General features: G+C 57.1%; 13 protein-coding genes. 10 read left to right on the top strand and 3 right to left on the bottom strand.

Translation table 11 applies throughout. The features are described from left to right. Nucleotides 1-18 precede the first annotated feature (18 nt). The 5 genes from rpe to ppiA all read left to right on the top strand — a co-directional run bounded on the left by rpe (nt 19) and on the right by ppiA (nt 4,656). Complete coding sequence (gene rpe, locus DXX3274_RS20285; RefSeq protein WP_042861350.1) at nt 19-696, top strand: ribulose-phosphate 3-epimerase; 678 nt, start codon at nt 19-21, stop codon at nt 694-696. Further along, entirely contained in the window at nt 689-1,387 is a 699-nt protein-coding gene (locus DXX3274_RS20280) for a phosphoglycolate phosphatase (RefSeq protein WP_042861349.1), read from the top strand. Before rpe ends, DXX3274_RS20280 begins: the two co-directional genes overlap by 8 nt. A 1-nt stretch (nt 1,388) precedes the next feature. After that, entirely contained in the window at nt 1,389-2,393 is a 1,005-nt protein-coding gene (gene trpS / locus DXX3274_RS20275) for a tryptophan--tRNA ligase (protein WP_042861348.1), read from the top strand. Between the two features lie 293 nt (nt 2,394-2,686). Continuing rightward, nucleotides 2,687-3,841 carry a mandelate racemase family protein gene (locus tag DXX3274_RS20270; RefSeq protein WP_042861347.1) on the top strand — a complete coding sequence of 385 codons (1,155 nt, stop codon included), beginning with the start codon at nt 2,687-2,689 and terminating at the stop codon, nt 3,839-3,841. A gap of 242 nt (nt 3,842-4,083) precedes the next feature. Continuing rightward, nucleotides 4,084-4,656, top strand: coding sequence for a peptidylprolyl isomerase A (ppiA, locus tag DXX3274_RS20265; protein WP_042861346.1), 573 nt, complete (start codon nt 4,084-4,086; stop codon nt 4,654-4,656). 250 nt (nt 4,657-4,906) lie between these two features. Here ppiA and pelZ read toward each other — a convergent pair whose 3' ends face one another. From pelZ to pelC, 3 genes are all read right to left on the bottom strand, one after another. Further along, nucleotides 4,907-6,169, bottom strand: coding sequence for a pectate lyase PelZ (gene pelZ / locus DXX3274_RS20260; RefSeq protein ID WP_042861344.1), 1,263 nt, complete (start codon nt 6,167-6,169; stop codon nt 4,907-4,909). Between the two features lie 168 nt (nt 6,170-6,337). Beyond that, complete coding sequence (gene pelB / locus DXX3274_RS20255; protein WP_042861343.1) at nt 6,338-7,462, bottom strand: pectate lyase PelB; 1,125 nt, start codon at nt 7,460-7,462, stop codon at nt 6,338-6,340. A 580-nt stretch (nt 7,463-8,042) separates the two neighbouring features. After that, entirely contained in the window at nt 8,043-9,170 is a 1,128-nt protein-coding gene (gene pelC, locus DXX3274_RS20250) for a pectate lyase PelC (RefSeq protein WP_042861342.1), read from the bottom strand. A gap of 457 nt (nt 9,171-9,627) precedes the next feature. On the opposite strand from pelC, the gene DXX3274_RS20245 reads away from it, so the two are divergent. The 5 genes from DXX3274_RS20245 to DXX3274_RS20225 all read left to right on the top strand — a co-directional run bounded on the left by DXX3274_RS20245 (nt 9,628) and on the right by DXX3274_RS20225 (nt 15,294). Next, entirely contained in the window at nt 9,628-10,998 is a 1,371-nt protein-coding gene (locus tag DXX3274_RS20245; protein WP_042861341.1) for a pyridoxal-dependent decarboxylase, read from the top strand. Nucleotide 10,999: 1 nt separating this feature from the next. Continuing rightward, on the top strand, nt 11,000-12,031 hold the full coding sequence (locus tag DXX3274_RS20240) for a gamma-aminobutyric-acid receptor subunit beta (RefSeq protein WP_042861340.1): 1,032 nt from the start codon (nt 11,000-11,002) through the stop codon (nt 12,029-12,031). Next, complete coding sequence (locus DXX3274_RS20235; RefSeq protein ID WP_042861339.1) at nt 12,028-13,317, top strand: PDC sensor domain-containing protein; 1,290 nt, start codon at nt 12,028-12,030, stop codon at nt 13,315-13,317. The genes DXX3274_RS20240 and DXX3274_RS20235 overlap by 4 nt, the downstream gene beginning before the upstream one ends. Continuing rightward, complete coding sequence (locus DXX3274_RS20230) at nt 13,314-14,456, top strand: MFS transporter (RefSeq protein WP_042861338.1); 1,143 nt, start codon at nt 13,314-13,316, stop codon at nt 14,454-14,456. Before DXX3274_RS20235 ends, DXX3274_RS20230 begins: the two co-directional genes overlap by 4 nt. A 211-nt stretch (nt 14,457-14,667) precedes the next feature. After that, nucleotides 14,668-15,294 carry a glycoside hydrolase family 19 protein gene (locus tag DXX3274_RS20225; RefSeq protein ID WP_038664968.1) on the top strand — a complete coding sequence of 209 codons (627 nt, stop codon included), beginning with the start codon at nt 14,668-14,670 and terminating at the stop codon, nt 15,292-15,294. The last annotated feature ends 376 nt before the right edge of the window (nt 15,295-15,670 follow it).

Raw genomic sequence — 15,670 nt, 5'->3', positions numbered from 1 at the left:
GATGGTTTGGAGAAACGCATGAAACCGTTTTTAATCGCCCCGTCTATTTTGTCGGCTGACTTTGCCCGTCTTGGCGAGGACACGGCGCAAGCCCTGGCGGCCGGGGCGGATGTGGTCCACTTTGACGTGATGGACAATCACTATGTTCCCAATCTGACTATCGGTCCGCTGGTGCTGAAATCTCTGCGCAACTATGGCATCACCGCACCGGTGGATGTGCATCTGATGGTAAAACCGGTGGATCGGCTGATCCCCGATTTTGCCGAAGCCGGCGCCAGTTTCATCACGTTTCATCCTGAAGCGTCCGAACATGTCGACCGCACCCTGCAATTGATCAAGGATCACGGCTGTAAGGCCGGTCTGGTGTTTAACCCCGCCACTTCGCTGAGTTATCTCGATTACGTGATGGATAAGCTGGACATCATTCTGCTGATGTCCGTCAATCCGGGCTTTGGCGGTCAGTCTTTCATTCCGTCCACGCTGGATAAGCTGCGTCAGGTACGTAAGCGGATTGATGAAAGCGGCTACGATATTCGCCTGGAAGTGGATGGCGGCGTTAAAGTCGAGAACATCGCGCAGATTGCGGCGGCCGGGGCGGACATGTTTGTCGCCGGTTCGGCGATTTTCGGCCAGCCGGATTACCGGGCGGTGATTGAGCGTATGCGACAGGAACTGGAGACGGCACGTCATGACTGATTTCTCTGCGATTCGCGGGCTGGCGTTCGACCTTGACGGCACGCTGATCAACAGTGCGCCGGGGCTGGCCGAAGCGGTCGATATGACACTGGGTGCGTTGTCGCTGCCTCGCGCGGGCGAAGCGCTGGTGTCCACCTGGATTGGCAACGGCGCCGATGTGCTGGTAGAGCGCGCATTGCGCTGGGCTGGTATGGAACCGACGGCACGGCAGATTCATGACGCCCGTTCGCTGTTCGACAAGTATTATGCCCGCACGGTGGACAGCGGTAGCCTGCTGTTTCCGGGCGTGCAGGAAACGCTGGCGCAGTTGGCCGCCCGCGGTTTTCGCATGGCGGTAGTCACCAATAAACCGACGCCGTTTGTCGCGCCGTTGCTGGAGATGCTGGGGATCGGCAACGATTTCTCGCTGATTCTGGGCGGCGATGACGTGACCGAGAAGAAACCGCATCCGGCACCGCTGTATATGGTGCTGGGCAAGCTCGGTCTGCGGGCGAACGAGTTGCTGTTCGTCGGCGATTCGCGCAATGATATACAGGCGGCGCGGGCCGCCGGATGCCCGTGCGTCGGCATGACGTACGGTTATAACTATGGCGAGGCGATCGCCCTGAGCCACCCTGACGTGGTGCTGGATCGCTTTGCAGATTTATTGACCCTTGCCGGGTTACCCCTTTCAAACGATCAGGAAGCATGACATGAGTAAGCCCATTGTATTTAGCGGCGCACAGCCGTCAGGCGAGTTGACCATTGGTAACTACATGGGTGCGTTACGTCAGTGGGTCAATATGCAGGATGATTTTGACTGCGTCTATTGCATCGTGGATCAGCATGCGATCACCGTACGCCAGGATCCGCAGCAATTGCGTAAAGCGACGCTGGACACGCTGGCGCTCTATCTGGCCTGCGGCATCGACCCGCAGAAGAGCACGATTTTCGTTCAGTCGCATGTGCCGGAGCACGCACAACTGGGCTGGCTGCTGAACTGCTACACCTATTTCGGCGAACTGAGCCGCATGACCCAGTTCAAGGACAAGTCCGCCCGTTATGAAGAAAACATCAACGCGGGTCTGTTCGATTATCCGGTGCTGATGGCGGCCGATATCCTGCTGTACCAGACTAATCAGGTGCCGGTCGGGGAAGACCAGAAACAGCATCTGGAACTGAGCCGTGATATCGCTCAGCGTTTCAACACTATTTACGGCGAAACGTTCCGTATTCCGGAGCCGTTCATTCCTAAATCCGGCGCGCGAGTGATGTCGCTGCTGGAGCCGACCAGGAAAATGTCCAAGTCGGATGACAACCGCAATAACGTCATCGGCCTGCTGGAAGACCCGAAATCGGTAGTGAAGAAGATTAAACGCGCGGTAACGGATTCCGACGAGCCGCCGGTGGTGCGCTACGACCTGCAAAACAAGGCCGGCGTATCCAACCTGCTGGATATCCTTTCCGGGGTGACGGGAAAATCCATTCCCGAACTGGAGCAGGAGTTTGACGGCCAGATGTATGGTCACCTGAAAGGCGCGGTGGCGGACGCCGTCTCCGGCATGCTGATCGAGTTGCAGGAGCGTTATCACCGCTTCCGCGATGATGAAGCCTTCCTGCAGCAGGTGATGCGTGACGGCGCGCAGAAAGCCAGCGCCCGCGCGCAGGAAACGCTGCGCAAGGTGTATGACGTGGTTGGATTCGTGGCTCGCCCGTAATCTGATTTTCACCAGACCGCTTCAGACAGCGCCGTTTCCCATCAGGAACGGCGCTTTTTTTATGCCCTGATGGACAGACACTTGTAAATAGGGCAATTGCATAATCATCGGGTGGATAATTTTCACAAATGTTATAAATTGCCTAATGACCTCACGGCAGACTTCCTCAATAATCGATAAAAATAAAACGCAATTTTATTAAATCAGCACTGTGTTTTTATTCTCTCTCCATTCTTCTTATGATTATAAGAGCCCGTGCTGGCAGGCGCTTCACCTTCAGGCAGGTAATCAACGTGAAAATTGAATCGATCGACGTCACCGTCTTCACTTATCCCACTCGTCGCGTCTCCGACAGCGCCGGACATTCCCATCCGGGCGATGAGCATCAGGCCAGTATGGCGATGCTGACCATCACCGCCGACAGCGGCCACAAAGGCTATGCGTTTGCGCCGCCGGAAGTGATCCGCCCGTATGTGGTGAACAGCTTTTTCCGCAAGGTGTTGATTGGGCAGGATCCGTTTGATCGCGAGCGGCTGTGGCAGGATCTGGTGCACTGGCAACGCGGCAGCGCCAACCAACTGACCGACCGGGCGCTGGCGATCGCCGAGCAGGCGCTGTGGGATCTGGCCGGGCGCGCGCTGAACCTGCCGGTGTACAAACTGCTGGGCGGCTACCGCGATAAAGTGCCGGCCTACGGCAGCACCATGTGCGGCGACGAGCTGACAGGCGGCCTGTCCACGCCGGAAGAGTACGGCCAGTTCGCTGAAAAGCTGGTGAAGCGCGGTTACAAAGCCATCAAGCTGCATACCTGGATGCCGCCGGTGTCGTTCGCGCCCAGTCCGCAAATGGACGTCAAAGCCTGCGCGGCGGTGCGCGAGGCGGTGGGGCCGGATATCTGCCTGATGCTGGACGGCTACCACTGGTACAGCCGCAGCGAGGCGCTGTATATCGGCCGTGAACTGCAAAAACTGAACTTCACCTGGTTCGAAGAGCCGATGGAAGAGCAGAGCATGGCGTCCTACAGCTGGCTGAACAAGAATCTGGACATTGACGTCATCGGGCCGGAAAGCCTGGGCGGAAAACACTTCAGCCGCGCCGACTGGGTAAAAGAAGGCGCCTGCGACATTCTGCGCGCCGGGGTGCAGGGCGTGGGCGGGATTTCGCCGTGCCTTAAGGTGGCGCATCTGGCGGAAGCCTTCGGCATGGATTGCGAAATTCACGGCAACGGCGCGCCGAATCTGGCGGTGGTGGGGGCGATTAAAAACTGCCGCTGGTACGAACGCGGCCTGCTGCATCCGTTCCTGAACTACGATGAGCCGGCGGCCTACCTGAATACGCTGGTCGACCCGATGGACGAAGAAGGGTATGTCCATTTGTCGCAGCGTCCCGGTTTGGGCGAGGACATTAATTTTGACTGGATTGATGCCCATACGTTGAGCAAGCACTGATAAGACGTTTCACGTCTTCCTTTTGACGGTTTTTACCTCCCCCGGCAGCGGGAATCCGGCGCCGGGGGAGCGCGATTGTCGCCATCGCGTGTCATGTGGGGGTTTAAGAGCACAAATAGTGCTCTTTTTATCGCCAATGGGTGGCTGGGATCGCGTAAAAAAAGGTAAATGGGTAGCGCAGAAAGGTGTGGCTATTTAAAATCGGTACGCTTTCTGTCGTTGATCCTCAAAAGGAATTCTTCATGTCAAAACGTATATTGGCAGCGGTAGTCACTGTACTCTCCCTGACCGCTTTTTCACCGGCTTTTGCCGCTACCACCTCTACCCATGTGTTGCTGACAACCTCTGCGGGTAACATTGAACTGGCTCTGGATGACCAAAAAGCGCCGGTTTCCGTGAAAAACTTTGTTGATTATGTCAACAGCGGGTTTTACAACGGCACCATTTTCCACCGGGTAATTCCGGGATTCATGGTGCAGGGCGGCGGTTTCGGCAGCGATATGAAGCAGAAATCCACCAATCCGCCGATCAAGAATGAAGCGGACAATGGCCTGCGTAACCTGCGCGGCACCATTTCTATGGCGCGCACCAGCGAAAAAGACAGCGCCACCAGCCAGTTTTTCATCAACGTCGCTGACAACGCTTTTCTGGATCACGGCCAGCGTGATTTTGGCTACGCCGTATTCGGTAAAGTAGTGAAAGGCATGGAAGTGGCTGACAAGATTTCTCAGGTCCAGACAGAAAATGTGGGGCCGTACCAGAACGTGCCTTCCAAACCGATTGTGATTCAGTCAGCGAAAATCATTAAGAAATAATCACTTACTGACCTGACATGTCCTGATGAGAGGTTAACGCTGTCCCCTTGCCGTTGAACGGTAAGGGGATTTTTTATTTCAACCGGCGCTAAGCGCCCGCTTCCTGTCTTTAATCAGTGCAGGCTGATAAAGAGACTTCTTTGGCTATCAGACAACGCTGCCCCATCAATAAAATGTTAAATGCCAGCCACTTAGCGTGACTGGCATTCGTCGGTAAGGTTTTATTTCAATGAACGGATAAAAGCCGGCGTTATTCCAGCTCTTTGGCCATTTGCTGCAGCCAGGCGTCCACACCGCTACTCGGGACTGTCAGAGTACGTTGGGTCGCCGCTGCGGTCGGGTAGCCGCCCACTTCGCTCTGGCTGTTGACGAAGGTGCCGCTGCGTTTCTGGAAATCGCTGACGATGCGTTTATCCACCGCGTCGCGATCTTTCGGGCGAGCGCCGGCGTGCTGCGTCACCTGATTGACCACCGACGAGGAACTGCTCGCGGTCAGCCCGGTGGGCCATACCGGCGCCGATTTCAACAGGTTGATGCCGGTGCCGGAGGTTTGCGCCACGGCCTTGCCTGATTTGTCGAAGGCCAGGTTGTCGCTCATCCAGACATCGCCGCCGGTGGTGTTGCTGCCGACCAGCGACAGACCGGACTTGGTGTTGGCGCCGTGATACATCACGTTACCGGCGATCGCCACTTTGGCGTTCACCGGCAGGGAGCGGCCTTCCCATTCGCTCTGCACCGCACCGACACGAATACCCCAGATGCCAGGGTTGTAGATCAGGTTGTTGACCACCACGCCGGTAGTCGCGCCCTTGAACCAGGGGTTACGCTCGTTGTTGTGGGCGTACAGGTTGCCGATGATCGCCGCGTTGGTCACGTTATCGTGCACCAGCGTGCCCATCGAGTGAATGCCTTTGGAGTGGCTGGAGTCGTACAGGCCTTCCGCAATGATGTTATTGGAGAAGGTGACGTTATGAGCCGTGCCGGACTGGCCGTCGTAACGCGGCCCGGAAACCGACAGGTTTTCGTCTGTGCCCCAGGCAAAGCTACAGTGGTCCACCACCACGTTGTAGGCGTTCGGCCCGTAGAGTGATACATCTTTTTCAAAGCCGCTCTTCTTGGCGTGGCCGTTATCGCCGATGCGGAAACGGATATGTTGCACCAGTACGTCATGGGTGGTGATCATCATGCCGCCCTTGACCAGCGTGATGCCCGGTGACGGTGCGGTCTGGCCGGCAATGGTGACGTAGGGCTCGGCGAGCCGGATGTCTTTTTCGTCCAGATCGATCACGCCGCCCACTTCAAACACGATAATGCGCGGGCCTTTGGTGGCCAGCGCTTCGCGCAGCGAGCCGGCGCCGCCGGAGGCCAGCGTAGTCACGCGGATGATTTTGCCGCCGCTGCCGGCTACCGTCTCGGTTCCGAATCCTTTCAGGTCGGGGGCGGCGGTGCTGGCGGCCTGAACGGTCAGGACGCTGGTGCTGAACAGTAAAGCAAACAGAAGGGTATGTTTCATAATGGCTTGCTCCGTATGCCAGGCCGTGTCCTGTCTGATGGGGGACACGGCTAGATAAAAAAAGCGGGCGAGCGAATGTCGCTCCCCCGCTCCATAGTGGCTCCGCTATCCGCCCGGGCTTGCCGGGCGGATGGGGTTCCGTGCATCAGCGTGGCTGATGGGAACCGATTATTTACAGGCTGAGCTGGTCAGCTCGGCCAGGTTTTTACCGACACCAGCGTAGTTAGCCAGTTTGTCCTTCACGCACTGTGCGCTGACCGGGCTGTAGCTGTAGGTCACAGTCGGGTAAGTGCCGGTGGAGGTCCAGCTGTCTGCGTTTTTATAAGCTTTGGTATCTGCGGTCCAGGTGATGTTGTAGGTAGCGAAATCAGCTGGTTTGGCGATGTTGTTGTTTTTCAGCACCCAGGTGCCGAAATTGCTGCCGTCGTAACGAGAGGTCACCGGGTTCACCGCGTTTTCGAACCAGTTGCTTTCGATCAGCGCCTTGCCGTTCTGACGTACGTTCAGACCGGAGCTGGTGATGTTGGTGTACAGGTTGTTGTAGGCGTGTACGTTGCCGCCGCGCTGCAACGGCAGACGAGCGTTGACGTCATTGTAGATGTTGTGGTGGTAAGTGATGTTGCGTTCGGCGCTGTCAGAGGCGCTGAACCCTGCCAGACCCACTTTCTTCACGCCGTGGATGTAGTTGTAGGAAATGGTGACGTAAGTAGCGCCCTTCTTGATGTCGAAGGCGGATTCGAACGTGGTGTCGCCGTCTTTGGTGCCATCACACTCGTGGTTGGCGGCAAACAGTTCGTTGTGGTCCAGCCAGACGTTCGGCGAGTTGTCGATACGGAACATATCGCCGTCCTGAGCGCCGCCCGGCAGGTAGCCGATACGCATGTTGCGTACGACTACGTCGGAGGAGTTCACGATCCAGAAACCGAAGTTGGCGGAAGAGCCGTTGGCGCCGATGATGGTGATGCCTTTGGTGAAGTCTTTGATTTCCACGCCGCGGGCGTCTTTGCTCCACTGGCCGCAGATATTGGCGGCAGCGGCGTTGATCAGCGAATCTTCGTTACCGGTATAGGTGATGACCAGCGGGTACGCGCCGCCTTTCACCTTTTTGCCTTTGGAATCGACTTTGGCGGCATCGATGATATCGATGATGTCCTGCATGGATGCTGCCGTTTTGCTGACAGCCCCTGTCACGTCGCCCCCGGAAGTGGTGGCGTAACCGCCCGTCGCAGCCAGACTGGATTGACTGAAGGCCAGCAGCAGACCGGCGGCAATCGGGGCAATGAATGATTTCATGAGTAGTATTCCTGTTTTTGAAAAATGTGAGATGGGCATTTATCGTTCCACATGCCCTTTATGGGTTGGTGCGGCAGGGGTATCCCGGTCATGTTTCAGGTTACGAACGCGCTGACGACCCTCGCTCACCCCAGTCATTTGTTTCTGTCGCTGGGATTCGCCGGTTGCCGTCTGCCTGCAACCCGAATTATTTAGGAGATAGATAAGTAAACCGAATCGCACGAATCAACCCGTGCTCAGTTTTAGCTCAAAAGGGGGACATTTCAATAGTTGGAACAGCGGTTCATTATTAGTGGTGATTATGTTTTTGCAAACTTTGACAGGCGTCACTTTTGGCGGACGGAGTTCTGACCACTTAGTTATAACGTTTGATAATTAAAAGATGGTTAATTATCAAATTAGCGTGAAAAGCGGCATAAGGCAACTCGCATAGCCGGTAGCATTCCGCATCGGAGTCATGGTGACGAGGTGTGATAGCGGCCTGTCTGCGAGTCGAAGAAGAAGAAAAAGAGCGGGCGTGTGGCCCGCTCGGTGATGGGCGTCAGCCGGGCGTTTTTCATGCCCGGCCTTCGCGGTCGGATTATTTACAGGCTGCGCTGGTCAGCGTCGCCAGGTTTTTGCTCACGCCGGCGTAGTTAGCCAGTTTGTCCTTCACGCACTGTGCGCTGACCGGGCTGTAGCTGTAGGTCACCGTCGGGAACGTACCGGTGGAGGTCCAGCTATCCGCGTTGACGTAAGCCTTGGTGTCTGCCGTCCAGGTGATGCTGTAGGTAGCGAAGTCGGCCGGTTTGGTGATGTTGTTGTTTTTCAACACCCAGGTGCCGAAGTTCTTACCGTCATAACGGGACGTCACCGGGTTCACCGCGTTTTCGAACCAGTTGCTTTCGATCAGCGCCTGACCGTTCTGGCGCACGTTCAGGCCGGAACTGGTTACGTTGCTGTACAGGTTGTTGTAAGCGTGTACCAGGCCGCCGCGCTGCAACGGCAGGCGGGCGTTGACGTCGTTGTAGCGGTTATGGTGATAGGTGATGTTGCGGCCGGTGTCGCTGCTGCTGGAACCGTCCAGACCGACTTTCTTCACGCCGTGGATGTAGTTGTAGGACACGGTGACATAATCCGACGCTCCCTTGATATCTACCGCAGACTCAAAGGTGGTGTCGCCGTCCGGCGTGCCGTCGCATTCATGGTTGGCGGCGAACAGCTCGTTGTGGTCAACCCAGACGTTCGGCGAATCGTCAACGCGGATCATGTCGCCATCTTTGGCCCCGCCCGGCAGGTAGCCGATACGCATGTTTTGCACCACCACGTCGGAGGATTTCTTAATCCAGATACCGAAGTTGGCGGAAGAGCCGTTGGCGCCGATGATAGTGATGCCTTTGGTGAACTCCTTGATTTCCACACCGCGGGCGTCTTTGCTCCACTGGCCGCAGATATTGGCGGCAGCGGCGTTGATCAGCGAATCTTCGTTACCGGTATAAGTGATGACCAGCGGGTACGCGCCGCCTTTCACCTTTTTGCCGTTAGCATCCAGACGGGCCGCGGCGATGATATCGACGATATCCTGCATCGACGTCGCCGTTTTGCTGACGGCGCCTGTCGTGTTGCCGCCTGCTGTAACGGCGTAACCGCCGGTGTCGGTGGCGGCCAGCAATGGTTGACTGAGTGCCAGCAGCAGTCCAGCGGTAATCGGGGTAATGAGTGATTTCATAGCGTGTGTTCCTTTTCTCTAAACCATAAATATGTTGTGGGCATGTGTTATTCCCTTCGCCCGTATTGAGGGTGGAGTCGGCATACACTGGTAAGAAAAATCAAAGTATGACGGCCGCCAGACTCATTTTTAGTGTAAAAATCGCACAATTCAATAATTGAAATGCCATTTCATTATCTGGATCGAAGAGATCTTTTAATAGTTTTGAGCAGGCTCACGCTAACGTGTTCTCATAACGGAAGGGGGAATGACTGTTTAGCCATGCTCATGATTTTGGTTTGGAGTGAACTGTGAAATCGGTCACTGGCGCTCTGGATGGCTCGCCGGTTGACCTTGTTGCTGACGCCCGCTTCTTCTCTCCCGCATTTCGCCGTATTTCCACGCTGAACAGCCGCGCTCGCTAACCGGGCGATTCCTTACCCTGCTTTTATCGCTGAAATGAGCAGACGGAGAGGATATGCAACCGATTGATGAATTAACGATTTTGGCCGAAGGGATGCACGATGTGGTGCGAAGGCGAATTTTGCGGACCTACACCGCGCGCATGGAGGAGCAGCGGCGACATTTCGCCGGGTTTCAGACTAACCAACAGGGAGAGTTCGACGCCGGATTGCGCCCGTTGCTGGACATGAATCTGCTGAATCTGGGAGACAGCATGGAGCCCGGCGCCTATCAGGTTAACAGCAAGCGTTTTGAACGGGCGGTGCTGGATTATTACGCCCGGCTGTGGAACCTGCCGTCGCCGTACTGGGGATATCTGACCGCGATGGGGTCGACCGAAGGCAACCTGTTCGCGCTGTGGAATGCGCGCGATTTTCTGTGTGGCGCGGCCACCACGCACTGGCCGGCCATGACGCATGCGCGTTACGCGCCGGTGGTGCTGTATTCCGAACGCAGCCACTATTCGTTGGCTAAAGCCTGCCGGGTGTTGCAACTGGCGACGCCCGCTGAAGCCGGGCCGCCGCTGGGGCGTTGCCCAATCAACGCCGGCGTGTGGCCGCGAGCGGTGCCGTGCGACGACGCCGGGCGAATCGATGTGGAGAGTCTGCTGCAACTGGTGATGTTTTTTCATCGCTACCGGCGGCCGGTGATTGTCTGCCTGACCAGCGGCACCACCTTCAGCGGTTCCTGCGACGACTGGCCGCAGATTACGGCGCAACTACGCCAGCGGCTACCGCCCAATACGCCGCAGCAGCGCAGTTACTGGGTACATGTGGATGGCGCGCTGTCGTCCAGTTATCTGCCGTTTTGGCCGGAACCGGAAGGGCGCCAACTGGCGATTGATGCGCAGGCGGCGTCGCTGCACTCCATCTGCGCCAGCCCGTACAAATGGCTGAGCATGCCGTGGCCGTGCGGCGTCGTGATGCTGTCGGCGCCGTATCGCGCGGTGGCGCTCAGTCGCCCGAACTATATCGGCAGCGGAGACTCGACCTTATCCGGTTCGCGCCCCGGCCTGTCCGCGGTGGTGTTGTGGAATCAACTGTGTCGCCTCGGCGAACAGGGGCAGCGGGAGATGATCCGCCGCTGTCACGACATACAGCGCTACGCTCACCAGCAACTCCGGTACCTATTTGAACGGCTCGATCCGGGCCGGGAACGATTGTTTCTGCAACCGTTACTCAGCGGCTCGCTGATGGTGCAGTTCAGCGCGCCCAGTCCGTCCATCATCGAGCGTTTTTCGTTGTCCAGCGAACAACTGATAGTACAGGGAAAGCCTGCGCTCTTCTGCCATCTGGTGCTGCTGCCGCATTGCCATCGGGCGCTGGTGGACAACCTGTTGTGGGCGCTTGGTCAGTCAGGCGCTTTTCCGTCGGTCGGGGAGGTGTGAGATGCGGATTCTGTGGTCATGCTGCGGGCTTGTTTTGTTGCTGCTGGGGGGCCCGGCGTGGTCCGCGCCGGCGGATAGCGCGGCGGATGCCCGCCCGGTGGATGTGAGTGTGAGCATTTTTATCAACAAGATCTATGGCGTGAACACGCTGGAGCAGACCTACAAGGTCGATGGCTACATCGTGGCGCAATGGACCGGCAAACCGCGCAAAACGCCGGGCGATAAGCCATTGATTGTCGAAAATAACCAGATTGAGCGGTGGATCAATAACGGATTATGGGTGCCGGCGCTGGAATTCATCAACGTGGTAGGCAGCCCGGACACCGGCAATAAACGCCTGATGCTGTTTCCCGACGGGCGGGTTATTTATAACGCCCGCTTTCTGGGCTCGTTCAGCAATGACATGGACTTCCGGCTGTTTCCGTTTGATCGTCAACAGTTCGTGCTGGAGCTGGAGCCTTTTTCCTATAACAACCAGCAACTGCGGTTTAGCGATATACAGGTCTACACCGAAAATATTGATAACGAAGAGATCGATGAATGGTGGATCCGGGGCAAAGCCTCTACCCACATCAGCGATATTCGTTACGACCACCTGAGCAGCGTACAGCCCAATCAGAACGAGTTCTCCCGCATTACGGTACAGATAGACGCCGTTCGCAACCCATCGTACTACCTGTGGAGTTTTATTCTGCCGCTGGGGCTGATTATTGCGGCGTCCTGGAGCGTGTTCTGGCTGGAGTCTTTCTCCGAGCGACTGCAAACCTCGTTCACCCTGATGCTGACGGTAGTGGCCTATGCGTTTTACACCAGCAATATTCTGCCGCGCCTGCCTTACACCACGGTCATCGATCAGATGATCATCGCCGGGTATGGCAGCATTTTCGCGGCGATCCTGCTGATTATTTTCGCCCACCACCGTCAGGCGAACGGCGTGGAGGACGATCTGTTGATACACCGCTGCCGCCTGGCCTTTCCTCTTGGGTTCCTGGCGATTGGCGGCGTGCTGATTATACGGGGGATTACGCTATGAGCGCTTCACCTTCACGGGCGGCGCTGGCGGAAGCGCTGTTCGCCAGCCTGATCTTTATCGGACTACTGGGGTTTTCTACCTACATGGTCTACCACAAGTCGATCAGTGCGCTGGAACAGGAGATCAAGATCGGGTTGATGTCGAACGTGCGGGCGGCGGCTTCCACCCTGTCCGGCGATCGGCATCAGGACATTACCGCGCGCACCGGGCGCGATGATCCGGTTTATCAGCAACTGGCGGTGCAACTGGAACGCATTCGTCAGGCATCGCAGGATGTGCGCTACATCTATACCACGGTGCTGGATCAGGACAAGGTGCGGTTTGTGGTAAACCCCAGCCCGCAGAATGACAACGATGGCGACGGCCTGCCGGACCTGCCTCCGGCGTTGATGCAGGTGTATGACAATGCGCCGTCGGAACTGGTGGACGCATTGCGGCAGCACAAAGCCGCGGTGTCGGACCAGCCGTATCGGGACGAGTGGGGCTCATTCATCAGCGCCTACGCGCCTTTTTATGATCAGCAAGGCGAGTTTCGCGGCGTACTGGCGATGGATCTGGAGCTATCGAGTTTTTATCAGCGGCTGGAGGCGCTCAATCAGGTATTTCGCAAGGCGATCAGCACCATTCTGTTTCTCGGGCTGGTCGGCGGGCTGGCGGTGTGGTGGATGCGGCGCAGCAGCCAGCAGGTACGGGTGCAACTGGCAAGCCGCGACCAGGCTTATAACGCGCTGCTGCACGCCACGTCGCCTTCGCAACTGGAACGGTTGTATGACTGGCCGCTGCCGTTGCTGTTCCTGCGCGGCGGCGACCATGATCGGCCGCCGGCGTATCTGGCGGCAACGGCTGCCGATCCTTGGCTATCGGGAGGCGATCAGGCACAGCAGGCAAGCCTGAGCGAGTGGTGGCGAAACGCGGCGCCGTCGCTGCTTCCCTGCCCGGATTCGGTGTTGGCGATTGCGCCGACCGACGCGCTGGAGGCGCATTTTTCGCCAGACTATTGCCACCGTTTCTGGCTGCAGAGCTTTCAACTGTGGCGGCAGCTGGCGCAGCAGCCGCTGACGATCGAGGTCAGCCAGAGGGAAGAGGCGTTGCTGCATTGGGTGCTGGATATCCGGCTGACGCGATGCGGCGAGCCGGACGGCGCTGGGGCTGAGGAGCCGGACTGGTGGCGGCGCTTTCTACGCTGGCAGGCGGAGGCGGAATCCGCGCAGGTGACGATCCGTCAGGTGACTCGCGGCCAGTTGTTGCTGAGCTGGCGGGTGCCTAAATATCCGGAGGCGCTATGATGTCGCGTTTACTACCGATACTGTTAATCATGCAGACCTTCCTGATCCAACTGGTTTCCGGCATCAATTACGTCACCATTCCGGTGCTGATGAACCTGCAGGGCCATAATAATCTGTGGATCGGCGTGGCGATGGCCTGCGAAATCATCGGCGTGTTGCTGTTCCACCAGCGCTTAAGCCGCATCATCCAGCGGATGGGGTTGATGTGGTCAACGCTGCTGCTGGTGCTATTGCGCGCCAGCCTGTGCGTCAGTATGGCGTGGCAGCAATTCTACCCCGGTTGGCTGGTCAGCATTCTGGGATACGGTCTGTGCACCGGGATGCAGCTGATCCTGTTGCAAACCTGGCTGAATCAACTGCCGTTGCGACGGCGCGGCATCATCATGGGATTGTTTTCCGCCGCGCTGTCGCTGGGGGTGGCGCTGGGACCGGTATTGCTGCAACTGACGCAGGTCTCCATGTCGCAGCGGTTCTGGCTGACCGCGCTGCTTAGCCTGAGCGCGCTGCTGCTGGTGTGGATCGCCCACATCAATCCACTGTCGGGGACGGTGTCCGCGGTGCGTTTTCGCTTTGTCTGCCGTCATGCCCGCGCCATTCTGGTGTCCGCGCTGGTCGGCGGCGTCAGCTTCTACGGCCTGCCCAACTTCCTGACGCTATATGGCATCAGCGACGGGCTGACGGAGGAGCGGGCCTCGTTGCTGATGACCATGTTCATGCTGGGCAGCGTCACGCTCGGGATGCTGGTCAGCCTGCTGTCGGACTGGGTGAACCGGCAGTGGATCGTGGTGTTCTGCATTTTCTGCTCGGTGGTTTGCGCGGTATTTCTGGCGCTGGCGGTATATGCCGATTACGGCGCCACGCTGGTGCTGCTGTATATCTGGGGCGGTAGTATGGGCGGCGTTTACAGCATCGGCCTGTCGCTGATCGGCGATCGTTTTCACCCACAGCAGCAGATGTCCGCCAACATGAGCTACACCATGATGGATTCCCTTGGCGGCATCGTCGGTCTGATTGGCATCGGCTTCATGATGGACCGTATGGGGCCGGAAGGCATGACGATGGTGCTGGTAGTGGTAGGCTGTGCGTTTCTCTGCTATCTGGTGTGGGAACTGGTCGAACACCAGACGCCTTTTCAATAAACATTTCTTCTCAATGTACCTGCACCGCACGGGCATGACCCGCGGTGTTTCTCTTCCCGGTCCCCGGCGTATTGCCGGGGGCTGGCTCATCATGTCCTTATTTTCTCCGGGTTTGCTGCATGTTCCCCTGTTTTTTGCCGATGTTTGCCCAAGAGAGGGAGCGTGTTTCCTCTGCAAACTGACTGCGTCAAGCAATTGAGGAGGAAACCCGATGACTCTCGAAATCAGCCAGGAAAAATTAAAAAAGGTAATGACGGCGGCCAGCGCGGACGACCTCGCGCTGTTCCAGCCTGCGTTGCAGCAGGAATGCAATGCGGCGGAGATCAACACCCCGCTACGTTTCGCGCACTTTGTCGCCCAGATCGCGCATGAAAGTAATGAACTGCGTGCGCGGGTGGAGAATCTGAACTACAGCGCCAAAGGGCTGCGTTCGGTGTTTGGGCGTTATTTCACCACCGATGAGATGGCCGCGCAGTGTGAACGCAAACCGGAGTCGATCGCCAACATTGTTTACGCCAACCGGCTGGGCAATGGCGCGACGGAAACGGGAGACGGCTGGAAGTACCGCGGCCGGGGGCTGATTCAGCTGACGGGGCGTGACAATTACCGCACCTGCGGGAGCGCCATCGGCCAGGATTTGGTGACCAACCCGGATTTGATCAGTCAGAACCCGTCGGTGTCGGTGGCGGCGGCGATCTGGTTCTGGAAAAAGAACGGGCTGAACGCGCTGGCCGATCAGGATGACGTCAATGGCATTACCCGTCGGATTAATGGCGGCCTTAATGGTCTGGCGGACCGTAAGGACTATCTGGCGAAAGCCAAACGCGCTTTTGGCTGAGAAGCGGCAGGCGGTTCCAGCCTGATAAGCGGGAAATACCGGGGTTGCAGGCAGCTCCGGTTTTATCAGGAACAGGTATTCGCCGCGCCGGGACGAATAATTATCCGTTTTAAAAAGGAGAGGGTCATTCAATAAACGTTCAGTATTTTATTTATCAGTTCTATGTAACCTATTGAGCCACATAGAACTGATAAAACTGATACTAAAGTGATACCAAAATATTTTTTAAGTAAGGCTACTATGAATTTATTAGCCTAAGATAAATGATCAACTTGTCAGGACGTTTTTAAACAATAAGACGATGACGAGCATTTATTGAGAAATGCCGTATTTGCTGTGTGAATGTTCTGCGCCAGTTCCAGAGTGAAAGAAAATA

Origin of the sequence: Dickeya sp. NCPPB 3274 (genome assembly GCF_000406205.1) — a bacterium.
GTDB lineage: Bacteria > Pseudomonadota > Gammaproteobacteria > Enterobacterales > Enterobacteriaceae > Dickeya > Dickeya fangzhongdai.
This window is presented reverse-complemented; position numbering and strand designations above follow the sequence as displayed.